Below are 24,823 nucleotides of genomic sequence, written 5' to 3' on the forward strand. Positions count from 1 at the left end.
AATTGAGCGAATTAATTGTGAAAGCCTAAAACTATGCTATAATTAATACAATTAAGTTCACAAAGTGAAATGGAGACGCTATGGACGACCAAGTACAAATTCCACGGGCGACTGCCAAACGGCTGCCCATCTATTACCGTTATTTAACCTTCTTAGATGATGCTGGTACTAGCCGGATTTCATCTGCAGAATTAGCCGAAGCGACTAAGTTTGATGCCGCCACGATTCGCCGTGACTTTTCATACTTTGGTGCCTTGGGTAAGCGGGGCTATGGCTACGACGTAGCGGCCTTGTTGAAGTTCTTTGCCAATGTTTTGGACCAGAATTCTTTGATTAACGTGGCTTTGATTGGGGTTGGTCACTTGGGCCAAGCCTTGTTGAACTTTAACTTCCACCAATCATCAAATATGCGGATCGCAGCGGCTTTTGATATCAACGAAAACCGCGGCAAAATCCTGTCAGGAGTGCCAATCTATGACATGGCCGAACTGGAAGAACAGATTAAGGCTCAACGGATTAACATTGCGATTTTGACCGTCCCACAAGAAGCTGCCCAAGATATCACGGATACTTTGGTGAAGGCTGGTGTCAAGGGAATTATGAACTTTACGCCACTTCGGGTTTCAGTACCCAAGGGCGTTCGCGTTCAAAACGTTGATTTGACCAATGAGTTGCAGACCTTGGTTTACTTTATCCAAAACTACGGTTCAATTACGACAGGAAAGTAAAACTATGACAGTACTTGATTTAAATGACCAAACCCAGGTAGCTCGGTTCCAGGACTTTGTTAAAAAGCATCCGAAGGGCCAGGTTACCCAAGATACCCTCTGGGGTGAACTGAAGGCCAACTGGGGTCATGTTTACGTTTACCACGAAAATGCCAACGGCGACATTGATGCCACAATCTCTGTTTTGACGGTTGAAGCAGTCCCAGGTAAGCTGCTAGCTTACGCGCCAAAGGGCCCGGTCGCAGATGTTGAAGATGTTGAATTGGTGAAGGGCTTGGTTGAAGAAGCCTTAGCGGCCTTACCAGATAACGTTTTTTTGTTACGGATGGATCCAGAAATCATGTACTCTGACCAGCTCAATGCCGCTTACCAGGCAGCTGGTTTCAAAACCCGAAATACACAAATCGAAAAGATGCACGGAAACATTCAACCTCGTAAGAACGTGGTCTTGTACTACGATGGTCGTGGTGAAGATGCTAACCCAATTACAAACGAAGATGAATTGATGCTCCACTTCAAGCGCGAAGTTCGGACCAAGGTTCGTAAGACGATTAAAAACGGTGTGACGGTGACTTATGGTCGCAGCAAAGAAGACATTCAAGCCTTCTTTAACATGTACCAAACGATGGCTAACCACCGCGAAATTACTTACCGTCCAATCGAGTATTTCGAACGGATGCTTGCTTTGTGGCAAGACTCGGATTACTTCCGGATTTATTTGGCTCACTATGAAGGCCAAGTAGTGGCGGCCGGCATTGGCTTTGCCTATGGTGAAAAGATTTGGTACATGTATGCCGGGTCTGATAACGCCTTTGCTAAGATTTACGCCCCTTACTTAATTCAATGGGAAATGTTGAAGTGGGGACTTGAAGTTGGCAAGGTCGCTTATGACTTTGGTGGTGTTGACCACTTGGACGACACCGATGGCTTGTTCCGCTTTAAGCACGGTTTTGCTTACCACGACCCTAAGGTCGAATATATTGGTGAATTGGACTGGGTGGTTGATGAGGACGCCTACCAAAAATACCTAGAGCAATTTGCCTAAATTGCCTAAAATAGCCCACCAGCAACGTAACTGGCCGACTAAGGATTAGACAGAAAGGCAGAATATGACCATTAAGATGATTGCCTCTGACATGGATGGCACCTTCCTCCCAACTGAAGATGATTTTAACCACGACCACTTTGCGACTGTCTTAAAGCAGCTCAAAGACCGAAATGTTCGCTTTGTGGCTGCTTCGGGTCGCCAAGTTGAAAACTTGAAGTCCTTATTTGCCCCAATGGCTGATTATGGCCTCTTGGACCAAATTGACTATGTTGGCTCGAATGGGTCGGTGGTCGCAGCTGCCAGTCAGGAACTTTTCTCCATTTATCTGACGCCAGAGCAGATTCGCAAGGTCATCGACTGGAATAGCCTAAACCCGCAATCAGCTGATAATGTGATTGTTTTGTCTGGGGTGAAGGGAACTTACATTTCCAACCATGTTGGTCAGGAGTTCCAGGACATGCTGGCCATGTTTTATCCAAATGTGACCCAGGTTGAAAAGCTCTTGCAGATTGATGACCAAATCTTGGGGGTTTCTTTTGTTTGGCCAAACGAAGAGGTCCAAGAGCACGTCGATGAAATCAACCAGCAGTTTGGAGATGATATCCACGTGACAGGGTCTGGTTTTGGATCAGTTGATATTTTGCCAAAGGGTGTCAATAAGGCGGCGGCCTTAGAAGTCTTACAAGACTACTACGATGTCTTGGATGATGAGTTGATGGTTTTTGGTGATAATACCAATGACTCTGAAATGTTGGCCAAATACAACCACGCTTATTTGATGCCAAACGCTTCGGACCAAATGAAGCAAATTCACTCTGACAAGGACTTCGCAGTCGCACAAAGTGTCGAAGAGGGCGTCTTGCAGACGATTAAAAAAGAATTGAACTTAAAATAAAAAGATGAGCCAATTGGCTCATCTTTTTTTATTTAGTCGTGTTCATTTTTTGGGATGCCAAACCAGTTGACCCCGACCGCAAAAATTACACCGACAAAGGTATCAAAAATCCGCAAGAAGACGTAGTCGACGGTCGCATCGACTGGAATGGTTAAGGCAATCAGCAAGAGGGCGGCGAGACCACCGATAATGCCCAGCTCATAATTCAGTGCGTCTAAAATCATAATGGTGCCAATCACAAATAATGGCAGGAAGATGATTTCCATCAAGGCGTTATGGTGGGATAATTGCCGGACGAAGAAGAACATTAGGGCGAAAAACCCACCGACGGTGTTGGAAACCAGCCGGACCTTGGCGAATTGGATGGTGTTGTCCCAACTTTCTCGCAAGGCAAAGACGGCCGCAATCGCAGGGACGGAAGCGGACCGACCGATAAAGAAGTAGGTGATTAAGATTAACATCACCACGATGGCCGTCTTGACGGTCCGCATACCGAGGCGGAACTGAATATTTTTCATTGAAAACTCCTGTTAACTTGGTACTATTAAGCGTATCATAGAGTGCGACAGAAAAGAAATTATTTGCAGAAAAGGGGCTCTTTGATGACAGTAGATAACCAAGTTTTAAAGCAGTTGCATGACCACCAGTCAATCCGGTCGTTTACCGATCAACCGGTGACTGATGACCAAGTTGAGGAAATTTTTTCAGCAGCCTTAGCTGGCCCTAATATGCAGAACTTTCAACCAGTCACCTTTATTGAAATTACCGACCAAGATTTAAAGAAGCAGATTACTGATAAGGTTCACATGAAGTATATCGAAAATGCGACCCGGTACTTTGTGGTTGCCGTTGACTGGAACAAAGTCTTTATCGGCCAAGACGAAGAGACGGTTCAAATCATGAAGGACCGGTTGGCCCACTACCAATACCTTGAAGGTGGGATTGTTTCGGCATCAATCGCCTTGGGCCGGGTCCAAGTAGCTGCTGAATCGCTTGGAATTGGATCGGTGACGATGGCTGGTGCCATGGGTGCTTACGAACTTTATGAGCAAAATTTGAATTTGCCAAAGTACGTGAAGCCAATCATGGGCTTCTCGCTTGGTTACCCTGACCAAATGCCTGGCATCAAGCCAAAGTTGCCATTAGCAGGTTCCTTGATGACAGACGGTTACCAAGAAGATCAATTGGAAGAAGCGGTCAAGGAATACGACCAGACAATGGCTGAGTACTTTGCTAACCGGGATATGGAGACGAACTGGACGAAGCACAATGAATCTTTGTTCAAGAAGATTCCGGCTAACTCAGCCTTGTCACAATATCCAAAGGACAAAGGTTTTAACTTAAAATAAATTTTTTAACGGTTCAAACGTATGATAGTTTGGGCTGTTTTTATTTGTCAAAAAGGGCTGGTTTTATCCGATAAAATTCGTAAATCGGTTGTTGACATGAAAGTGACCCGTGCTATACTAAAGGTAGTTTAGCACTCATAATAATAGAGTGCTAAAACTTATAAAACGGAGGATTCGATTTATGTTAAAACCATTAGGAGACCGCGTGATTGTCAGCGTGCCAGAGCAAAGCGAGCAAACGGTTGGTGGCATTGTCTTAGCCGCCAATACCCAAGAAAAACCGCTAACTGGAAAGGTTGTAGCTGTTGGAGCTGGCTTGCAGACTGACAACGGCCAAGTGCTTGAAATGACGGTTAAAGAAGGCGACCAAGTTCTCTTTGATAAGTTTGCTGGCCAAGAAGTTAGCTTTGATGGTCAGGACTATTTGGCTTTGCATGAAAAAGATTTGATTGCCATCGTTGAATAAGTTTGAACAGTTAAATTAATCGTAATTAAGAAAAAGAGGCAGATTTTTATGGCAAAGGAATTAAAGTTTGCAGAAGATGCTCGATCTAAGATGAAGGTCGGCGTTGATAAGTTGGCAGATACGGTCAAGACGACGATTGGTCCCAAGGGACGCAACGTTGTTTTGGAAGAATCATACGGTTCACCAACCATCACAAACGACGGGGTTACGATTGCTAAGGCAATCGACTTGGACGACCACTTTGAAAACATGGGGGCCAAGTTAGTCGCCGAAGTCGCTTCTAAGACTAATGATATTGCTGGTGATGGTACCACAACTGCGACCGTTTTGACGCAGGCCATTGTTGGCGAAGGGTTAAAGAACGTGACTGCTGGTGCCAACCCAGTTGGTATCCGGACTGGAATTGAAAAGGCGACGGCCGCTGCCGTTCAAAAGCTTCACGATATGTCTCATGCCGTTTCGACCAAGGATGAAATTGCCCAAATCGCTTCGATTTCAGCAGCTAACGAAGAAGTTGGCTCGTTGATTGCCGAAGCAATGGAAAAGGTTGGTAACGACGGGGTTATCACAATTGAAGAGTCCAAGGGAATTGAGACGACTTTGAACGTGGTCGAAGGAATGCAATTTGACCGCGGTTATATGTCCCAGTACATGGTGACCGACAACGAAAAGATGGAAGCTAACTTGGACAATCCTTACTTGTTGATTACCGACAAGAAGATTGGCAATATCCAAGACATCTTACCTGTCTTGCAACAAGTTGTTGAACAAGGCCGGTCAATGGTGATTTTGGCTGATGATATCACCGGAGAAGCCTTGCCAACCTTGGTTTTGAACAAGATGCGGGGAACCTTTAATGTTGTGGCTGTTAAGGCCCCTGGTTTTGGTGACCGCCGCAAGGCCATGCTAGAAGATATTGCTATCTTGACTGGTGGAACAGTGGTCACAGACGACCTTGGTTTGAACTTGAAGGACGTGACGATTGACCAACTTGGTCAGGCCAATAAGGTTAACGTTACCAAGGATAATACCACGATTGTTGAAGGCGCCGGGGACAAGTCCCAGGTCAAGGACAGAGTCGAAACGATTAAGCAGCAAATTGCCGAAACGACTTCAAGCTTTGATAAGGAAAAGTTGCAAGAACGTTTGGCTAAGATGGCCGGCGGTGTGGCCGTCATTAACGTTGGTGCCGCTACTGAAACTGAATTGAAGGAACGCAAGTACCGGATTGAAGACGCCTTGAACGCTACTCGGGCCGCGGTTGAAGAAGGCTTCGTTGCTGGTGGTGGAACAGCCTTGGTTAACACCATGGAAGCTGCCGCTAGTGTTCAGGCAGAAGGGGATGTTGCGACCGGTGTGAAGACCGTTGTTGCTGCCCTTGAAGCTCCTGTTCGCCAAATCGCTGAGAATGCTGGTTTGGAAGGGTCTGTGATTGTTAACAAGTTAAAGGAACAACCTGAAGGAACTGGTTACAATGCCAAGACTGATGAATGGGTTGACATGGTCAAGGCCGGAATCGTTGACCCAACCAAGGTGACCCGGTCAGCTTTGCAAAATGCTGCCTCAGTTTCAGCCTTGCTGTTGACGACTGAAGCTGTGGTTGCCGAGCAACCAAAGGCTGACGCTCCGGCCATGTCTGATGGTGGGGCTGCTGGAATGCCTGGAATGATGTAATTATTTTTCAAAATTTCTAATTTTTATCTTTGCTTAGCTCACGTTAATAAAAAACATTTTTTCGAAGCTAGTCTTGAAAAAGACTAGCTTTTTTGGTGGACAAGGTTACAATTATTCTAAATCCTTGTGATACAATAAATCTGGAGGTAACAAATGACATTTTACAGTGTAGATTACTTATCCAGGCAGACCAGCCTGACGAATACAATTGGTATAACAATGGTCGTTGTGACTTTTGTTCTAATGGCGATGGGCGTGGTGGCTAACGCTAAAAATCGTTTAAACACTCGGTACCGCGACTTGACAATTATTGCCTTCTTACTCTTTTTGCTTTTTGCAGCTTTTCAGTGGATTAACTTGGAAAATACGAAAGCAAAGAATTCTGAGCAAACTCAGATGGCAACCTTTGCTAAAAATTATGCCCATGACCAAAAGATTAAGGAAAAGAACTTGTCCTTTAATTCGACCTCTTTGGCCACTGGAATTATCGCTAAGCAGGGTAAAGATTACTACCAGTTGACAATTGCCCAAGACGGCCAGTCCTATTCACGGACCCAGGTTTACTTGATGAATAAGAACGTGGAGGTCCAAGACTGATGAGTATTACAAGTATGTATTTGCCAATCTTTTTAAAGTTAAGTATTGGTTTGATTGTCTTGATTGTTCAGTTAAATATTTATGGAAAAGGGAACCTCGCACCGGCCTCAGCTTTGGACCAAGTTCAAAACTATGTTTTGGGTGCCATCATTGGAGGAACCATTTATTCTGAAGCCATTACGGTAATGCAGTTCATTGTTGTTTTGATTATCTGGACTTTGTTGGTGATGGTACTTAAATTTTTGCGTGACCATAGCAGTTGGGTTAAACGTGTAATTGATGGGAAACCGACAATTGTGGTTAACCATGGTAAAATAGATGTAGATGCAGTCGTGATGTCCGGTAAATCTGCTTCAGATTTGATGCTGAAACTTCGGGAACAGCAGGTTTATGATATCGCCAAGGTTAAGCGGGCGGTCTTAGAACAAAATGGCCAGTTGACCGTTATCGAATATGGTGAACAAAATCCCAAGTATCCAGTTATTTATGATGGACAAGCTAATCAAGATGTGCTGGATGCAATCGACCAAGATGAAGATTGGTTAACTAACCAAGTCGTTGAGGCCGGTTATTCTGGAATATATGATATTTTTGTTGGTGAATATATTGAAGGTAAGTTACGCTTGACGCCATATGTACAGCCAGACCAACAATCAAAGAAGCACGACTAATAAACGGTTATAACAGATAATGTAGGAGAGCAAAGTGGCGGTTAAAACTATTTTTAACAAAATTCAAAAGAGTAGTATTTGGCCTACAGTTGCTCCTTTAATTCTTGGTGGGGCCTATGCCTGGTGGCGGTACCACCAATTTTCATGGTGGCGGTCGGTTACGGTTGTTTTGATAGTAATGGCCCTAAAATGGGCTTTTGATACTGTGGCAGTTAACCGCGGTAAGGTAGACCACCCCCTTGGTCGGTTTGATTGGACAACTAACCTGGTTTTGCCCTATCTGTTCTTCGCCTTCCAGGTTGCTTGGAACTTGAATTTTAAGGTGACGGGGCTGATGCTCTTAGTTTGGCTTGGTGTTTCCTTGCCCTTTATCCTGTTATCGGTGGCAATTTACTTAGCCGATGATATTCGCTTAGTTCGGCTACAGGTGATGGATGAAAAGGGGAAGGACGAAGCGGCGATTCACCAATACCGCCGGTTGCGGCCGTTCTTTATCGCCTTACCAATTGTGGCCTACGTTGAGATCCTATTAATGATTTTTGCCGGCTATCTACCACTTTTGGCTTGGTCGATGATTGTGCTTTTGCCATTGATTATGGTCCAGGCGTTGGCGGTGGGCCTAGAGTCCGACTTGGATAAGTCAGCTGATTTACCGGTGCGAAACTTGATGATTACAATGAGCGCTTTGGTCCTAGTCCTACTCGTTGATACTTTATGAATTTAAGCAAATAAAAACCAGCCAGGTTCGATCCTGGCTGGTTTTTCAATGCTGATTTTTACATAAATTGACTGAGGTTTTCTACTGAGAGAACCTGGAACCGTTTTGCTTCCAACTTGGTGATAATCTTGCGCAAGATTGGTGAATCCTCGGTCAATGGTAAGGTGAACAAGACTGCCAATGGGGCGTTCTTTTCTGCCTGGATTGATTGAACGGATTCGATGTTGGCATAGCGAGTAATTACCTTGGCCATCTTTTGTAAGTCGCCACGGTGCTGCTGGTCCTTAACGGCTAAGGCCACGCCACCCTTTTCCAGTGACCATGACTGAGACAATAAGTTCATCAAAGTCGCGTGGGTCAAAACACCCATGAAGTGGTGGCTGTCATCGACAACAGCAATGTGGGGCAGGTCACGGATTGAAAAGAATAATTCGTAGAAATTAGCCGAAGTTGAAATAAACTTGGTCGAATTACGCATAATCGACGTTGCCAACTTGCTGGTGTCGCCGTGCTGGGTGATGTATTCGTAAACGTGCTGGCGGTAGATGTTTCCCCGAAAGAGGTGGCCGGTTGAGTCCAAAATTGGAATGGTCCGGATGTGGTCGGCTTCCTTACTTTGAAAGAGGTCATAAACCTCTTGGATGGTGGTGTCTTCTGAAACCGTCAAAAGTTTATTTTTTGGAATAATTAATGACTTGGGAAACATATCTGCCTGCCTTTGAAAAGTGTCTTCTGGGTCTATCTTAACACATTTCAAAGACTTTGCCGTGCTATAATAGAAAAGATAGACGACATTTGCAATTGGGAAGGAAATTTCATGAAATTTATCTTTGGTCTAGGAAACATTGGACAAAATTATGACTTAACTCGGCACAATATCGGCTTTATGGCCGTTGACCACTTCGCTGATAGTCAGGGTGTTTCCTTCGCGCCGACAAAGCTTTTCGCCTCTGCTGCCAAAACGGTGATTGACGGTGAGACAGTTTGGCTGGTAAAGCCAAGTACTTATATGAATGATTCTGGTCAGGCTGTCCGGGCCTTTTTGGACTTTTACGGTGGCCACGTTGATGATATTTTAGTTTTGGCCGATGATATGGATTCTGCCTTTGGTAAGATTCGCTTCCGGGCCAAGGGGTCTGCTGGTGGCCATAACGGTTTGAAGTCGATTATGGCTCATACTCAGAGCCAGGAATTCTTACGGTTGAAGTTTGGGATTGGTCACCCAGACCACGACCACGAATCTGTCGTCAACTATGTCTTGGGCAAGTTCTCAAAAGAGGACTTAGCCACTTGGGACGAAACCTTTCAAAAGGTCGACCAAGCTTTGGTCGACTGGGTCAAGGGTGCTGATGCAGCACAGTTAAGTAACGCGTACAATGGGTGACCATGCAATTAACAAATTTTTTAACAAATGAAACCGCGCTGAAGAATTTGAGCGCACAGCAAAAAGTTGGCGAACGTCAGCTTTTTTTGGGTGTAAACGGGGCCGCCAAGGCCGCTTCTTTAGCAACCCTTTACCAACTTAAACCGCAACCAATCGTTGTCTTAACGGATACTCAGGCCCACTTAAATGACCTGGCAACCGAATTAGCGGACCTGGTTGGTGAAGAAGACCTGTACCTCTTCCAAGCAGAAGAGGCGTTGGCAACGGAACTGGCAATTTCTTCTAACGCCTTTGTGACAGACCGGGTGGCTACTTTAAATGCCTTGGCCCAGTCAAAACCTGGGCTGTATTTGGCAAATTTGTCGGCCTTTACCCGGTTTGAACCACAACAAGCGGATTTCTTAGCGGCCCAATTAGCATTAAAGGTTGGGCAGACCTATGACTTTGGCCAATTAACTAGTCAGTTGGTTACTTTGGGCTACCGCCTGGTCACTCGGGTAGAAAACCCAGGTGAATTTGCCAAGCGGGGGTCAATTTTTGACGTCTTTCCGCCCGTTTCTGACAATCCTTACCGGTTGGACTTCTTTGATGATGAGCTGGATGCGATTAAGGTTTTTGACCCAATCAAGCAAAATAGCTTGGAGTCCGTTCAAGAAGTTGCCTTGCAGCCGGCGACTGACTTAGTGATTGATAAAGACCGCTACCAGGCCGGTAAGACGAGACTGGAAGAAGCCTTTACTGACTACCGGAAGGGCTTAGCTGGCGTGGAAAAGAAACACGCTACGGAAGGCTTTGATAAGACCCAGCAGGCTTTAGACGAGGGGCGGCGGGACCAGGCAATCTTGCCGTACTTAAAGTACTTCTTTCCAGAAGAAACGACCTTGCTGGATTACTTGGATGAAACCGGCCTGCTTGTCTTTGATGAATACGCCCGGATCCAGGAAAATTTGCTGAACCAACAGGCCTTAGATACCGAGTGGCTCGACCAGCAAATTGAATCCTACCAAATCGTACCGCCGTTGACGATTAAGGCCGATTTGGAAGCCGTTTTGGCCAAGGGCAACCAGGCTGAACTTTTAATTGCCAACTTTAAGCGCGGACTGAACCGCTTAACTTTTGCGCACTTAGAGGAAATTACCTCCCGACCACCAAAGCAGTACTATGGCCAGTTGCCGGCCTTGGTGACAGACCTCCGTTATGCCCAAGAACGGGGCTTGACCTGGGTCTTATTAGTTGGTGACCGTGACCGGGCGGACAACTTAATTGAGTCCTTAGCGGCCCAAAAAATTGTTGTTAATATCCAAGAAACGATCCAAGCCAACCAGGTTCAGATTATTATTGGTAACTTAGAAGCCGGTTTTGAATGGCCGATGAGCCACTTGACGGTTCTGTCGGAACGCGAGTTATTTGCCAAAGCGAGAAAGCCGGTGGCCCGCAAGTCTCGCAAGATGGCCAACGCTGAGCGGTTGAAGTCTTATAACGAGTTGAAAGAGGGCGACTATGTCGTCCATTTGAACCATGGAATCGGCCAGTACCAGGGCTTGCAAAGCCTGGAATCTGACGGTGGTAAGCAGGATTATTTAGTGATTGCTTATCAGAAAAATGCCAAGATTTTCCTACCGGTGACGCAATTAAACTTGATTCAAAAATACGTTGGCGGTTCGGATGCCGGCAAGGCGCCGAAGGTCAACAAGCTGGGTGGAACCGAGTGGCAGAAGACGAAGACCCAGGTTAAATCCAAGATTGAAGACATTGCTGATGACTTGTTAGAGCTTTATGCCGAACGGGAAGCCAAGCAAGGCTATGCCTTCCCACCAGATGATGAAGCTCAGTTTAAGTTTGATAACGACTTCGCCTATCCGGAAACCCCGGACCAAGTTCGTAGTATTGAAGAAATTAAGTCGGATATGCAAAAAATCCGACCAATGGACCGACTCCTGGTTGGGGATGTTGGCTTTGGAAAAACTGAAGTTGCCTTACGGGCGGTCTTCAAGGCTGCTCATGCGGGTAAACAGGTTGCCTTTTTGGCACCAACGACCATTTTGGTTCAGCAGCACTATGAAACCTTGGTCGAACGGTTTGCTGACTTTCCAGCTATTCGGATTGGTCATTTGTCTCGTTTTCAAACGGCCGCGGAAAACAAGCAGACCATCCAGGCTTTAAAAGACCATGAACTCGACATTGTGGTGGGGACCCACCGTCTGCTTAGCGCCGATGTCTCTTTTGCTGACCTCGGGCTCTTAGTGATTGATGAAGAACAACGGTTTGGGGTTAAGCACAAGGAAAAGCTGAAGCAACTACGAACTAACGTCGATGTCTTGACCTTAACGGCGACTCCAATCCCTCGAACCTTGAACATGGCGATGGTTGGCGCTCGGGACCTATCAGTGATCGAAACACCACCATTGAACCGGTACCCAATCCAAACCTACGTGGTTGAGCTCGATTGGACCCTGGTTCGCGATGTGATTGGTAAGGAATTAGCTAGAAACGGCCAGGTCTTTTATTTGCATAACCGGGTGGCAGACTTGGAGCGGATTGCTGACCAAATCCAGGACTTGGTCCCAGATGCCCGCGTGGCTGTTATCCACGGGCAAATGTCAGAAGTCCAACTCGAAGGAATCTTGTACTCCTTCTTGAATCAGGAATTTGATGTCTTGGTCACGACCACGATTATTGAAACCGGGGTTGATATTCCAAATGCCAATACACTGATTGTTGACAACGCTGACCACATGGGACTGTCCCAACTTTACCAGCTCCGTGGCCGGGTCGGCCGGTCAGCCCGGCTGGCCTATGCCTACTTCACTTATCCATTTACCCGAACGCCAAGTGAAGAGGGCGAGAAGCGGCTGGAGGCCATCCGCGACTTTACTGAGTTGGGGTCTGGCTTTAAGATTGCCATGCGCGACTTATCCATCCGTGGGGCTGGCGACCTCTTAGGAAAGCAGCAACACGGCTTTATCGACTCGGTCGGTTACGACCTTTATACCCAAATGCTTAAAGAGGCTGTGGCCAAAAAGCAGGGGGATGAAGTTGAAAGTGACCAGCCAAAGACCGATGCCGAATTAATCCTGGGTGTGTTGGCCTTTTTGCCAGATGATTATGTGCAAGACGCCAGTGAAAAGATTGACTTGTACCGGCAAATCCGCCAGGCTAAAACCGAAGATGACTTCGCCGATGTTGAAAGCGATTTGATTGACCGCTTTGGTGAATACCCAGACGAAGTTGCCCGGCTCTTGCTGGTCTCACAAATTAAGAACCTGGCCGATGAGGCTGGTGTGACCCAAATCCGCCGTCAGCAAAACCGCCTAACTGTTCGCTTTGCCGAAGAAATGACACCAAAGTTGGCCGGTGAGACCATCTTTGCTGCCTTGCAGGATGTTCCTTACAAGGCCGTGGTCGATGGTAAGCAGCCTGAATTGGCTGTGACGTTAACCGTTGATTTGAAAGAAGAGTCAGCTTATTGGCTGACAAACCTCCAACAGTTCTTACAAGCAGTGCTGGAACTGACAAATAAGGAAGAAAATACCGATGAGAATTGATAAATTTTTAAAGCTATCACGTATTATTAAGCGCCGGACGGTGGCCAAAGACTTGGCCGACCAAGGCCGGATCGAAATTAACGGTAAGACTGCTAAGTCAGCCGCTAATGTTGGGACCAATGACCAGGTCACTATCCATTTTGGTAACAAGACCTTGACCATTAAAGTCTTGAAGTTAGCCGAAATTGTTAAGAAGGAAGAAGCAACGGAGATGTACGAGGTCATTTCCGAAACATATGACCGAGATTACTCAGAAGGTTAAATTTGCTTAAAAGCCTGAAATAACGGTTGCATGTCCGTAATATCTGTGTAAAAATAGGAGATAAAGGAAGGTTGGTCATGGCAGATAATAGTCGACTACAATCAAATATTCGACCGTTAAATGCCCGAATTGCCCAGCAAATCGAAGCATCGGATAAACGACGTGAGGCGACAAAACGTCATTACGCCAAGGCACACCGCTTGCGTGAACGCCGGATTGTTTTGATTGGCTTGGCCGTTGCGTCGATTTTCGTGGTCCAATTAATTATGGGCCAGGTCCGTTTGCACGCGGCTAACCAAGCATTAACGAAAACAGAAACTCAGTTGCAAGCAACTGAAAAAGATAACAAGTCTTTGAAAAAAACGGCTAACCAGTTGAAGGATACGGCTTACCTTGAGCAAATCCTCCGTGATAAGTATGGTTACTCGAAAAAAGATGAAACCATTTATAACTTACCAAACCAGTAATGGTTGTATAAAAAGCCACCCTTGCGGGTGGCTTTTCTTGAATTTTGAAAAATAATGAGCCAGAAAAAAACAGTTGAACAAACAATTAAAGAACAAGAGTGGCCGGACCGAGTCGTTCTAGCGGTTTCTGGTGGACTGGATTCAACGGTCTTATTGGATGCCTTCACCCGGTTTTTACCTGAAGTCCAGGTGGCTGTCGCTCACGTTAACTACCGGTTGAGACCGGAAGCGGATGGGGATGCCGCCTTTGTAAAAAAAATGGCCGAAAGTCACGGGCAAACTTTTTACCAAAAGTTAGCACCGCTTGCTGGTGAAAAAGGTGTCGAGCAAAAAGCCCGGCAAATTCGCTATGATTTCTTCGCCGAAGTGGCAAAAAGAGTTGGTGCTTCTTTAACAGTTTTGGCCCAGCACCAAGATGACCTGGTCGAAACATTGGTTTTGCAGCTGGTCCGTGGTGGTTTTGGTCAAAAGAAAACCGGCATTACCGCTGATCAGGAACAGTACCGCCGACCTTTTTTGGCACTAACGAAGGCAGACCTGCTAGACTATACGAAGCACTACCAGCTCAATTGGCGGGAGGATGCTACTAACCAAGATCCAACCTATACTGGTCGGAACTTAATCCGCCAGGAAATCTTACCGGCTTTAGCGCAGATTAATCCAAAGGTCAAAGACCACCTGGCAGCCTTTGCCAAGAAAGAACAAGCTGACCAAGACCTACTGAAAAGCCAGGCCCAAGCCTATGTCGATGACTTTCAAACTGACTTTCAAACAGTGCCAGAACCCTGGTGGCCAAAAGCCTTGCTAGCCTGGTTCAACCAGGTCGGCGTCTTTGCAATCAAAGATGGGCAAGTTCAATCGATTATCCAGCTGTTAAAAAATGACCAGCGGCCAAACGGAACGGTGACCTTAGCAAAGGATTGGATTTTTGTAAAAGCATATCACCGGCTTTTTTTGACAACTAATGAAAAAAAGATAAAAATCCAGCAAAAGCCGAAAAGACTTGTGTTAAAATTAGACCAATGGCAATTTTTTGACCACGGAAAGCTTTATTGGACAAAAAATCCGGCAGAAGGTTCCGAAAAAACGGTGGTTTTACCAGGCGATTTGAAGACACCCCCAGTGCTAAAACAAGCCTTGGGGGCTGACAAAGTCTTGATTTCAAACGGTGAAAAAACTGTTCGCAGGCTCTTAATTGACCACAAAATTCCAGTAAGAAACAGGCCTAACACCTGGTTTTTACTGGGAGAACAAGACCAGGTCCTTGGCCTTTGGTTGGGCGAAATGCAATGGTATTTTCCAACCAAGCGGCCGGTGCTAGGACCCGGTCAAGCAACACAATGGTTAGTATGGCGACGAATTGAGGAAAACTAGTGGATAACGATATCGAAGAAGTATTATTTGACCAAGCTCAAATACAAGAAGCTGCCAGCCGACTTGGTCAACAGATCACCAAGGATTACGCTGGCCGCAAGCCCCTGGTGCTGTCAGTACTAAAGGGTGCTTACCTCTGGACAGCCGACTTGATCCGAGAAATCGACTTGTACGTGGACTTGGAATTTATTAAAATTTCTTCTTACCATGGTGGGGTCAACTCATCAAACAAAATCCAGTTAGTAACGGATATTCAGTCGGATGTAAAGGGTCGCGATGTTTTGATTTTAGAAGACATCGTTGATACTGGTCAGTCTCTTCAATATTTGAAGGACTTGCTCAAAGACCGGGGTGCTAACTCCGTCCAGGTTGCCTCTTTCTTGGATAAGAAAGGCGGCCGCAAGGTTGAAATCGACGCCGATTATATTGGCTTTGATGTTCGCAACGAATTTGTTGTGGGTTACGGCCTTGACTATGCCGGTTTGTACCGGAACTTGCCATATGTTGGCATTTTGAAAAAAGATATTTATAGTTAAGATTCGTTTAATCTTAACTGGCTATACTATATAGCAAATTTTATGAGGATTGAGGGTTCCCGATGAAAAAAAATAATGGTGGCTTTTTTAGAAGCTCCTTCTTATACGTCCTTCTTTTCTTAGCAGTGATTGCAGGGATTTATTCCTTCATGGGTGGTCAGGGAAGTACGACTAAGTCGGTTTCTTCTTCTGATTTTGTTCAGCAATTGTCTGATAAGAAGATTGAGTCGTTTACAATCCAGCCGGGTAATGATGTTTACACGGTTACTGGAACTTATAAGACTAGTCAAAAATCATCTTCAAGTTCAAAGAACAAGGGCTTGAACTCATTGATTGCTAGTCAGTCTGAAACAACGAAGTTTACTACTTCTGTTTTGGAAAATGATTCTTCTTTGAAGCAGATTACCGATGCTGCGAAGAAGACCAATACCGATATGACCACGAAACCGGCCGCTTCATCTGGCTTTTGGTTGAACCTTTTGTTGTCAGTCTTGCCAATCATCTTGATTGTGGGTGTCTTCTACTTGATGATGTCACAGTCAAGCGGTAAGGGTGGCCAAGGCGGTATGATGGGTGCCTTTGGTAAGTCCAAGGCTAAGCCATCTGATCCAAAGGATAACAAGATCCGCTTTAAGGACGTTGCTGGTTCTGATGAAGAAAAGGAAGAACTGGTCGAAGTTGTTGAATTCTTGAAGTCGCCAAAGAAGTTTGTTGACATGGGTGCCCGGATTCCAAAGGGTGTCTTGTTAGAGGGACCTCCGGGAACTGGTAAGACAATGCTTGCCAAAGCCGTTGCTGGTGAAGCCTCTGTCCCATTCTTCTCGATTTCTGGTTCAGACTTCGTTGAAATGTTTGTCGGGGTTGGGGCATCTCGTGTCCGGGACCTCTTCGAACAAGCTAAGAAGTCAGCGCCATCAATTATCTTCGTTGATGAAATCGATGCCGTTGGTCGCCGTCGTGGTTCTGGTGTTGGTGGTGGAAACGACGAACGTGAACAGACATTGAACCAAATCCTGATTGAAATGGATGGGTTCGATAACTCTGAAGGTGTTATCGTGTTGGCCTCAACCAACCGTTCTGATGTCTTGGACCCTGCTTTGCTCCGTTCTGGTCGTTTTGACCGAAAGATCATGGTTGGTGCCCCTGATGTCAATGGCCGTGAAGCTATCTTGAAGGTTCACGCTAAGAACAAGCCTTTGGCACCATCTGTTGACTTGAAGGCAATTGCTCACCAAACGCCTGGCTACGTCGGGGCTGATTTGGAAAACTTGCTAAACGAAGCCGCCTTGTTGGCTGCCCGTCGTGGTAAGAAGCAGGTTGATTCCGCTGACTTGGATGAAGCCGAAGACCGGATCTTCCAAGGACCAGCTAAGGCAAATAAGGCCATGTCAGAAATCGAACGGAAGACAACTGCCTTCCACGAAGCTGGTCATGCCTTGGTTGGTTTGGTTAAGTCAAACGCCTCTGTGGTCCGTAAGGTTACGATTGTACCTCGTGGTCGCATCGGTGGTTATGCCTTGATGACACCAAAGACAGACCGCTATAACATCCGTTATTCAGAAGCCTTAGAACAATTGGCCGGTTTGATGGGTGGTCGGGCTGCCGAATTAGCAACCTTTAACGAAGCTTCATCAGGAGCTGCGAACGATTTCCAGCAGGCAACCAACTTGGCCCGTCAAATGGTGACGGCCTACGGGATGTCTGATAAGTTGGGCATGGTCCAGCTGGAAGGAAATGCCTCTGTTTCCTATGCTGAACAAGCTGGTAACAAGTCTTATTCAGAAGAAACGGCTGCTTTGATTGACGAAGAAGTGCGCCGCTTTACGACGGAAGCCTTCGAAGAAGCAACCAAGATTTTGACTGAAAACAAGGAAAAGTTGGCTGAAATTGCTAACGCCTTGCTTGAAGTCGAATCATTGGATGAACAACAAATTAAAGACATTTACGAAACTGGCGACTTTACTCGTAAGGGTGAAGAAGACGGTGATGATGCCAAGTCATTTGATGAAACTAAGGAAGCCTTGGATGCCAAGGAAGACGAAGTGGAAGAAGCCGAAGAAAAGGGCGAAGATAACCCAACTGAAGCTTTGGACGATGATGACGAAGAAGCTGAATCAACCGACGACAGTCAGGAAAATGACTCAAAAGATTAAGTTTTGATTGAAAGTCGGCTCAGGCCGACTTTTTCTTTGCAAAGAGATAGAGGAGTACTTATGTCAGACCAACTGATTAAAGTAATTACAAAAGACGAGGCTTTCCGGGCCTTTGCTATTGATGGAACCAACCTTGTTAAGCAGGCAGCCGAGGCACACGGTGCTTCCCGGATTGCCTCGGTTGTGTTGGGCCGGGCTTTGTTGGCCACTGAAATTTTGGCCCAAGCAACCTTAAAGGGTGAAGAGAGGCTGGGCGTTAAGATGGCCGGCCGTGGACCAATCGGCAACGTTGTGACGGAAGCAGACGCCAACGGTGCTGTCCGTGGCTATGTCACCAACCCCCAATTAGCCCCAATCGTCAACGATGATGACCAATTGAACATTGCCGGTGCGGTTGGCAATAATGGGTCTTTCCAAGTAACCAAGGTAGCCCCTTATTCTAAGCCGTACGTTGGCCAATCCATTATTGTTTCTGGCGAAATTGGCGATGACTTTACCTACTATTTGACCCAGTCAGAACAGATTCCATCCGTAATTGGCGTTGGTGTCACAATGAATCCAGATGACACGGTTCAATCTGCCGGTGGGTTCTTAGTCCAGGCCTTGCCTGGGGCCACCGACCAACAGCTAGATGACTTGGATGCCAAATTAAAGCAGATGACGCCTTTGGCAAAGCTCTTGGCTGAAAAGAAGGGCCCACTGGCGATCTTGGAAGACTTACTTGGTGCTGGTAACTTCACTTCTCTGGACTCAGTTTCAGTTGGTTTGGCCGCTGAACCGCCAAAGGAAGCTTATGCTAAAATGTTGGCAACCTTGCCATCCCATGAAGTCCAAGCGATGATTGATGAAGACGGTGGAGCTGAAGTGGTTGGTCGGTTCTCTGGTAAGAAGCATTACTTTGAAGCAGGTGAATTAAACAAAATTTTGGATGAAATTTTGAAGCGTGAAGCAGAATCAGAAGAAACCAATTCTGACAATTCTGAAGAAAAATAACGATAAAAAGGGCGGACTAGGCAGTTCGCCCTTTTGTCATGCGGTTGCATTTGGTATACTTAAAAGAGATAATTTCGCGATATTTCGCCGACAGGAAGGTACAATACATGGCTGAAGAAAAAGCCTTAAATGATCAAATGGTCGCTCGTCGCCAAAAGATGAAGGCCTTGACCACTGATTTGGGCGTTGACCCATTTGGACACCGCTTTGACCGCGATGCCTTGGCAGAAGACTTGCATGCAAAATACGATGGCAAGACTCAAGAGGAACTAGAAGAAAACCCGGTTGAAGTAATTATTGCTGGCCGGATGGTTGCTAAGCGTGGTGCTGGTAAGGTAATCTTTGCCGACTTCCGTGACCGTTCTGGGCAAATTCAAATTTACGCCCGCCGTGATGACTTGGGTGATAACTACCCACTAATCAAGCGGGCTGACCTTGGTGACTTCTTGGGAATCAAGGGAACGATGATGAAGACTGAAGCGGGCGAATTGACTGTTTTGGTTTCACATTTGACCCATTTGTCAAAGGCCTTGCGGCCAATGCCAGATAAGTTCCACGGAATTTCTGATGTGGAAACTCGGTACCGCAAGCGCTACTTGGACTTGATTGCCAACAACGATTCATTGGTTCGCTTCCAACAACGGTCAAAGATTATGTCAGCCATAAGGGCTTACATGGAAGGCCAAGACTTCTTAGAAGTTGAAACGCCAATCTTGCAGACCCAAGCGGGTGGGGCAGCGGCTAAGCCATTTGTTACCCACCACAACGCTTTGAACATCGACATGTACATGCGGATTGCAACTGAATTGTACTTGAAGCGCCTGATTGTCGGTGGCATGGAACGGGTCTTTGAAATTGGTCGCATTTTCCGAAACGAAGGAATGGACCCTAAGCACAATCCTGAATTCACTTCGTTGGAATCATATGCTGCTTACTGGGACTTTAACGATGTGATGGATGAAACGGAAGGGATCTTCCGTGCCGCTGCTCGGGCAGTTCACCCAACTTTGCAGTTTGAATACCAGGGTACTGGTATCGACTTGAACAAGGACTTTGACCGCAAGCACATGGTTGACTTGATCAAAGACCGGACTGGTGTGGATTTCTGGCAAGAAATGACGGTTGAAGAAGCTCAAAAGTTGGCTGATGATAAGCACGTTAAGTACGAAAAGTACTGGACGGTTGGCCACATTATCAACGCTTTCTTTGAAGAATTCGTTGAAGATACTTTGACCCAACCAACCTTTGTTTATGGTCACCCAGTTGAAGTATCACCATTGGCCAAGAAGAACGCCGATGACCCACGCTTTACTGACCGGTTCGAACTCTTTATCATGGGTTCAGAATACGCGAACGCCTTTACCGAATTAAACGACCCAATCGATCAACGGGCCCGGTTCGAAGCCCAGGCTGCAGAACGTGATAACGGAAACGATGAAGCCGAAGGTATCGACGAAGACTTCTTGGAGGCCTTGGAATATGGGATGCCACCTACCGGTGGTCTTGGAATTGGAATTGATCGGTTGATGATGCTTTTGACGGATGCAGCTACCATCCGTGACGTAGTCCTCTTCCCAACCATGCGTCCAGAATAATTCGATTATTTTCGGGTCAAATTCAAATAAAGTAATTGACGCGTTTTGCCTTTTCTTGTATAATTATTGAGTTGAGCAAAACGCATTATTCCGACTTAGCTCAGTTGGTAGAGCACCTGACTGTTAATCAGGTTGTCGCCGGTTCGAGCCCGGCAGTCGGAGTATTGAAGGCCCAAGACTTAGGTCTTGGACCTTTTTTGTGTGTTGATTTTGGCTAGCGTTCTAAGTCAGAAACGCTTTTTATAAAGTACTTGCCTTTTCAAAAAAGGAAGACTATATTAATAAATAGTGTTTTGCCACCTTGGCGACACTGGAGAAATAACTGGCGACCGTGAGCGTCAATTTTGAAAGGATGTTTTTTAGCATGGCAGATAATACTATTGCGCAAACAACGACTGTTTTGCGCCACAAGCACTTTACCAAGAACCAGAAACTTACTTTATGGTCAACGACCGCTGGTTTTGGCCTCGAGAACATGGACGTGATGTTCATTTCTTTTGCCCTTTCATCAATCATCGCCTCCCTCCATATTTCGAACTTCATGGGTGGGCTGATTGCTACTGTTTTTTCACTGGGAACCTTGCTCGGTGGTCTTTCCTTTGGAATGCTGGCTGACCGTTTTGGCCGGGCCAGGGTCTTTACGGCTACTTTGAGTATTGTCGCCTTTGGAACGGCAGCGATGTACTTTGCCCACAACATTTGGGTCTTGTACGCCTTGCGCTTTATTGTTGGGGCCGGCACTGGTGCCGAATATGGCGCTGGGGTCACAATGGTGGCTGAAGCTTTTGCCGGTAAGAAGATTGGTAAGTTGATGTCCATTGCTCAAATCGGTGGTCAAGCCGGCTCGATTGTCGCTGCTTTAGCAGCTGCCGCCATTATTCCAGCCTTTGGCTGGAATGCCTTGTTCCTACTCGGTTTGGTCCCAGTTCTCTTTGCCTTTATCATCCGGATTCACTTGAAGGACTCTGATGAATTTGAACAGGCGAAGGAGAGTCGGGTAAAAGAAGCTGAGAAGACTAGTCAAAAGGTGCCAGTCTTAGCCGTCTTCAAGACGCCGGCAATGGCCGCTCAAACATTTGGTCTGATCTTAATGATGATGGTCCAAACGGGTGGTTACTATGGCTTGATGAACTGGTTACCTAAGATTATGCAAAAGCAATTAGGCTTGTCAGTTTCTTCATCATCGCTGTGGATGATTGCAACGATTGTTGGTATGTCACTTGGAATGTACGCCTTTGGTTGGATTATTGATAACTATGGTCCCCGGATGGCCTTTGGAACATTCTTGTTAATTGCCGCCGCTTCGGTTTATACCTTGTTGATGGCCAAGAATGCTGCGTCGTTGCTCTTAATCATGATGATGGTTGGGTTCTTCTCAAACGGAATGTATGGTGGCTATGGGGTGGTTGTTTCCCGCCTGTATGGTGTTGACATCCGTGTGACGGCTAACTCCGTTATCTCTGGCTTTGGAAAGCTCCTTGGTGGGTTCTTCCCAGCCTTGATTGGTCTGATGATGGATAAGACATCACTATCAGTCGTGATGATGTTCTTCTCAGCTATTTACGTCTTCTCCTTTATCGTCATGCTTTTGATTCCGGCATTGGGTAAGAAGCAGGGGAAATTTAACTAAAATAAAATTTTAAGCAAATTAAAAAGGAGTTGGACAAATTGCCTAACTCCTTTTTTAGTTCAATTTTTTATTTGACGATAGCAAAGCCGCCAGTCCAACCAACTTGTTCACTGACTGCTAGTCCCATCTGCAAGAACCCAGTTGCTTCGAGTTCACGAGCACGCTTTACGGATCCGGCATCCAAGACGGCTAGGTCAGAACCGCTTAAGGCTTCTTGCAAAGTTTTCTTGGCATCCTGGTCATCACCAGCAACTAAGACAGTTGTTTGTTGACCACCGACTTTACCACTGGCTAAGGTTGCTGCAAAGGTGGTGTTAAAGCCTTTCAGTACCTTGCTATCAGGCAGGTCTGCTTGCAATTGAGCAGTAGCCGAAGTATCTGCTGGCACGTCCAAACCGTCGAAGGTTTTAAAGTTGACCGGGTTAGTGGTTTCGACAACGACTTTACCGACCAAGGCATTTTTGTATTCGGTTGAAATCTTGGCCAGTGCCATAAATGGTACGGCTAAGATGACCAAGTCACCAAGCTTGTCAGCCTTTTGTCCGCTAGTGACGTAATTGACCTGGTTACCAGCTTTTTCAAACTGACTGCCAATAGCTGAACCCATGTTTCCCTTACCAAAAACTGTAACTTCCATTTCACAACTTCCTTTCTGTTCGTTCTGGTGATTACTATAAATCTAAGTTCTATAAAAATAAAGGCTGGTTTAGACATTCTGTTGGATAAAATTTCTAAGAAAGACCGGCGAAAATGATTGACAGGCCTGGTCTGCCATGGCATAATGTAATAGTTGTTTTAAACAATAAAAATCATTCCGACTTAGCTCAGTTGGTAGAGCACCTGACTGTTAATCAGGTTGTCGCCGGTTCGAGCCCGGCAGTCGGAGTTGGTATTGCCGACGTAGCTCAGTTGGTAGAGCACGGGTATCGTAAACCTGGGGTCGAAGGTTCGAATCCTTTCGTCGGCATATATTTCAACTGAAGCATCTCTTTAAGAGGTGCTTTTTTATTTGGAGAATGGGCTGAAATAAAAAAGCAATAGAGAGAAGTGAGGAAAGTGCAAAAACGTTCGGTTAACCGTCGAAAAAAAGCAGCAGAGAACCGGCATACACGGGCCGTTATCTTAGTAACGGCCGCTTGTGTGGCCTTGGTTTTGCTAGCGGTTTGGGCAGCATTACAAAGTCATCAAAACGAAAAGAAGAGCGGGAAGGGAAACTTGTCTTCTGCTCTAAGTTCTAGCAGTTCTGCTGCCGATGCTAGTTACTATAAAAAGGCTGGTTTCCACCAAGTCAAGTATAGCTATTTTCAAGATAATGGCGACGATAAGCATTACTACCTTGGGGTAGGGAAAACGATTCCAGTTGGTAAGATTAGTGCCCGTTTAAATAGTATCGCGGATGCTGGTGGCAAGGACCTGGAACAAAACGAGACCGATGTGGCTTCGGTGACACTCACCAATACGACTGACCACGACCGTTATATCTTTGCCGAGGATGCGACCGACTTGTATACGCCATCAAATGAGTTGTTTGTGACACCAAAGTCTGAGGGCGATTACTTCGAAGGTACAATTGATACCTATGATGCGCCACTTTATCAAACAAACTTAGCTAATAAAATTAGTGCTGATAGTCAGTTACTATCCGCTCAGTTTGTGGAAGGCCAGACAAAGTTTTCGAACTTTAGTAATAAGAACGCCCCCTATAAGATTTTTTGGATTATTAAAGCCCATAGTTCAGTAACTGGGAACGTTTATGCTGCTAATGATTCTGGTAACCCGAATACGGCTCATTTAGCAGTTTCTTATAATAACTTGAACTATTCTGCTAAAGCAGCCAAGCAATTTATCTCTGATGTTGGCATCGACCAATAGGTTTGATTTGAAAGAAGTCTTCAAATGCAAAAGCGTTCAGTAAAGCGGCGAAAAGAAGCCGAGGAAAAACGGTGGGTGGTCTACCTGGTGTGGACGGTGGTTATTATCGTAATGGTGGTTTCTTTGGTTTATGCTTTGATGCAGTCGGGCTCAAACCGCCACGGTAGTCAGGCCCAACCAAGGACCGTGTTCAACCGTCAAACAATAGCGACAAAGGCGAAGTCAACAGCGGCTTACTACCAAGATAGTGAAGGTGCTAAGCACCTTTATTTGCCAATTGACAAGAACGTCCAAGTCGGCAATGTCAAAGTTTTGCTGAGCCAGGTCCAAGATAGTGGGTTAAAAGACGTTGATAATAACGAAGTCGACGTTGCTAAAGTCACCTTGACCAATTCGACGAATCAGCCGATTTATATTTACGCCTCCGCAGTGACCTCAACCAACCACGATGATGACCTCTTTTCATCAATGCCAAAAAAAGGATCAAGTAAGTTAAGCACCGGTAAGGTAACGGCTGATGATGCCCAACTACTGGCTGGCGCTGATACCGGTAAATTGGTGGCCGATAGCCAAATGCTGTCATCACAGTTTACGAAAGGGATGACCCTCTTTGAAAACACGACGGACATCAGCTATCCCTATGCCATTTACTGGGTCTTAAACCCGGGTACAACGGTTAGCGGGGATGCCTATTTCAGCAATGCCACTAACAATCTAAAGAAGCTAACGGTGGCGGTCAATGAAAACCAGCTGAACTATGATAGCCAGAAGGCCCAAAATTACATTGCTGAAACAGAGGGCAAGAAGAGTATGAAAAATTAATTTATTAATCAGTTGGAACATTTGTTCCAACTTTTTTTATGGAA

Annotated in this window: 24 protein-coding genes and 3 tRNA genes; 24 read left to right on the top strand and 3 right to left on the bottom strand. The window is 45.9% G+C overall.

The features are described 5' to 3' along the window. Positions 1–80 precede the first annotated feature (80 nt). The 3 genes from AC5162_RS01855 (at position 81) to AC5162_RS01865 (ending at position 2,671) form a co-directional block, all read left to right on the top strand. Positions 81–728: a redox-sensing transcriptional repressor Rex gene (locus AC5162_RS01855; protein ID WP_496533559.1), complete on the top strand. Its 648-nt coding sequence runs from the start codon at positions 81–83 to the stop codon at positions 726–728. A 4-nt stretch (positions 729–732) separates the two neighbouring features. Next, complete coding sequence (locus tag AC5162_RS01860; protein ID WP_496533560.1) at positions 733–1,773, top strand: lipid II:glycine glycyltransferase FemX; 1,041 nt, start codon at positions 733–735, stop codon at positions 1,771–1,773. 64 nt (positions 1,774–1,837) lie between these two features. After that, on the top strand, positions 1,838–2,671 hold the full coding sequence (locus AC5162_RS01865) for a Cof-type HAD-IIB family hydrolase (RefSeq protein ID WP_496533561.1): 834 nt from the start codon (positions 1,838–1,840) through the stop codon (positions 2,669–2,671). A gap of 32 nt (positions 2,672–2,703) precedes the next feature. On the opposite strand, the gene AC5162_RS01870 is transcribed toward AC5162_RS01865, so the two are convergent. Beyond that, entirely contained in the window at positions 2,704–3,189 is a 486-nt protein-coding gene (locus AC5162_RS01870) for an FUSC family protein (RefSeq protein WP_496533562.1), read from the bottom strand. Between the two features lie 84 nt (positions 3,190–3,273). On the opposite strand from AC5162_RS01870, the gene AC5162_RS01875 reads away from it, so the two are divergent. The 6 genes from AC5162_RS01875 to AC5162_RS01900 all read left to right on the top strand — a co-directional run bounded on the left by AC5162_RS01875 (position 3,274) and on the right by AC5162_RS01900 (position 8,146). Further along, complete coding sequence (locus tag AC5162_RS01875) at positions 3,274–4,020, top strand: nitroreductase family protein (protein WP_496533563.1); 747 nt, start codon at positions 3,274–3,276, stop codon at positions 4,018–4,020. A gap of 181 nt (positions 4,021–4,201) precedes the next feature. Beyond that, the gene (gene groES, locus AC5162_RS01880; protein ID WP_496533564.1) at positions 4,202–4,486 is read left to right on the top strand and encodes a co-chaperone GroES; all 285 of its coding nucleotides are present in this window, start codon (positions 4,202–4,204) and stop codon (positions 4,484–4,486) included. Between the two features lie 48 nt (positions 4,487–4,534). After that, positions 4,535–6,160, top strand: coding sequence for a chaperonin GroEL (gene groL, locus AC5162_RS01885; protein ID WP_496533565.1), 1,626 nt, complete (start codon positions 4,535–4,537; stop codon positions 6,158–6,160). Between the two features lie 153 nt (positions 6,161–6,313). After that, positions 6,314–6,757: a DUF3290 family protein gene (locus tag AC5162_RS01890; protein WP_496533566.1), complete on the top strand. Its 444-nt coding sequence runs from the start codon at positions 6,314–6,316 to the stop codon at positions 6,755–6,757. Further along, positions 6,757–7,428, top strand: a complete 672-nt coding sequence (locus AC5162_RS01895; protein ID WP_496533567.1) for a DUF421 domain-containing protein — start codon at positions 6,757–6,759, stop codon at positions 7,426–7,428. The genes AC5162_RS01890 and AC5162_RS01895 overlap by 1 nt, the downstream gene beginning before the upstream one ends. A 34-nt stretch (positions 7,429–7,462) precedes the next feature. Beyond that, entirely contained in the window at positions 7,463–8,146 is a 684-nt protein-coding gene (locus tag AC5162_RS01900) for a hypothetical protein (protein WP_496533568.1), read from the top strand. 58 nt (positions 8,147–8,204) lie between these two features. On the opposite strand, the gene cbpA is transcribed toward AC5162_RS01900, so the two are convergent. Next, a complete protein-coding gene (gene cbpA, locus AC5162_RS01905) occupies positions 8,205–8,852 on the bottom strand; it encodes a cyclic di-AMP binding protein CbpA (protein ID WP_496533569.1) in 648 nt (215 codons plus the stop codon). Positions 8,853–8,963: 111 nt separating this feature from the next. Here cbpA and pth point away from each other — a divergent pair, with 111 nt between their 5' ends. The 11 genes from pth to AC5162_RS01960 all read left to right on the top strand — a co-directional run bounded on the left by pth (position 8,964) and on the right by AC5162_RS01960 (position 22,085). Beyond that, the gene (gene pth / locus AC5162_RS01910) at positions 8,964–9,530 is read left to right on the top strand and encodes an aminoacyl-tRNA hydrolase (RefSeq protein ID WP_496533570.1); all 567 of its coding nucleotides are present in this window, start codon (positions 8,964–8,966) and stop codon (positions 9,528–9,530) included. A 2-nt stretch (positions 9,531–9,532) separates the two neighbouring features. Beyond that, positions 9,533–13,075 carry a transcription-repair coupling factor gene (mfd, locus tag AC5162_RS01915; protein WP_496533571.1) on the top strand — a complete coding sequence of 1,181 codons (3,543 nt, stop codon included), beginning with the start codon at positions 9,533–9,535 and terminating at the stop codon, positions 13,073–13,075. Next, a complete protein-coding gene (locus AC5162_RS01920) occupies positions 13,065–13,337 on the top strand; it encodes an RNA-binding S4 domain-containing protein (RefSeq protein WP_496533572.1) in 273 nt (90 codons plus the stop codon). Before mfd ends, AC5162_RS01920 begins: the two co-directional genes overlap by 11 nt. A 77-nt stretch (positions 13,338–13,414) precedes the next feature. Beyond that, positions 13,415–13,804 carry an FtsB family cell division protein gene (locus AC5162_RS01925; protein ID WP_496533573.1) on the top strand — a complete coding sequence of 130 codons (390 nt, stop codon included), beginning with the start codon at positions 13,415–13,417 and terminating at the stop codon, positions 13,802–13,804. A gap of 54 nt (positions 13,805–13,858) precedes the next feature. Then, on the top strand, positions 13,859–15,178 hold the full coding sequence (tilS, locus tag AC5162_RS01930; protein ID WP_496533574.1) for a tRNA lysidine(34) synthetase TilS: 1,320 nt from the start codon (positions 13,859–13,861) through the stop codon (positions 15,176–15,178). After that, positions 15,178–15,714 carry a hypoxanthine phosphoribosyltransferase gene (gene hpt, locus AC5162_RS01935; protein ID WP_496533575.1) on the top strand — a complete coding sequence of 179 codons (537 nt, stop codon included), beginning with the start codon at positions 15,178–15,180 and terminating at the stop codon, positions 15,712–15,714. Before tilS ends, hpt begins: the two co-directional genes overlap by 1 nt. A gap of 62 nt (positions 15,715–15,776) precedes the next feature. Further along, positions 15,777–17,867 carry an ATP-dependent zinc metalloprotease FtsH gene (ftsH, locus tag AC5162_RS01940; RefSeq protein WP_496533576.1) on the top strand — a complete coding sequence of 697 codons (2,091 nt, stop codon included), beginning with the start codon at positions 15,777–15,779 and terminating at the stop codon, positions 17,865–17,867. A gap of 60 nt (positions 17,868–17,927) precedes the next feature. Next, a complete protein-coding gene (hslO, locus tag AC5162_RS01945) occupies positions 17,928–18,860 on the top strand; it encodes an Hsp33 family molecular chaperone HslO (RefSeq protein WP_496533577.1) in 933 nt (310 codons plus the stop codon). Between the two features lie 107 nt (positions 18,861–18,967). Further along, positions 18,968–20,455 (top strand): lysine--tRNA ligase, encoded by a 1,488-nt coding sequence (gene lysS / locus AC5162_RS01950; protein ID WP_496533578.1) that lies wholly within the window; start codon positions 18,968–18,970, stop codon positions 20,453–20,455. 89 nt (positions 20,456–20,544) lie between these two features. Continuing rightward, positions 20,545–20,617, top strand: a tRNA-Asn gene (locus tag AC5162_RS01955). A 202-nt stretch (positions 20,618–20,819) separates the two neighbouring features. Further along, complete coding sequence (locus AC5162_RS01960; RefSeq protein ID WP_496533579.1) at positions 20,820–22,085, top strand: MFS transporter; 1,266 nt, start codon at positions 20,820–20,822, stop codon at positions 22,083–22,085. Positions 22,086–22,152: 67 nt separating this feature from the next. Here the strand turns inward: AC5162_RS01960 and AC5162_RS01965 are convergent, their stop codons facing one another. Next, on the bottom strand, positions 22,153–22,722 hold the full coding sequence (locus tag AC5162_RS01965) for an NADPH-dependent F420 reductase (protein WP_496533580.1): 570 nt from the start codon (positions 22,720–22,722) through the stop codon (positions 22,153–22,155). A gap of 176 nt (positions 22,723–22,898) precedes the next feature. Between AC5162_RS01965 and AC5162_RS01970 the strand changes: the two genes are divergently transcribed. The 4 genes from AC5162_RS01970 (at position 22,899) to AC5162_RS01985 (ending at position 24,779) form a co-directional block, all read left to right on the top strand. Next, positions 22,899–22,971 (top strand) — tRNA-Asn (locus tag AC5162_RS01970). A gap of 8 nt (positions 22,972–22,979) precedes the next feature. After that, a tRNA-Thr gene (locus AC5162_RS01975) sits at positions 22,980–23,052 on the top strand. A gap of 89 nt (positions 23,053–23,141) precedes the next feature. Further along, positions 23,142–23,957, top strand: a complete 816-nt coding sequence (locus AC5162_RS01980; protein WP_496533581.1) for a hypothetical protein — start codon at positions 23,142–23,144, stop codon at positions 23,955–23,957. A gap of 24 nt (positions 23,958–23,981) precedes the next feature. Further along, the gene (locus AC5162_RS01985) at positions 23,982–24,779 is read left to right on the top strand and encodes a hypothetical protein (RefSeq protein ID WP_496533582.1); all 798 of its coding nucleotides are present in this window, start codon (positions 23,982–23,984) and stop codon (positions 24,777–24,779) included. Positions 24,780–24,823 lie beyond the last annotated feature (44 nt).

The organism is Fructobacillus sp. ChS1-6f1-1-27 (assembly GCF_059579415.1).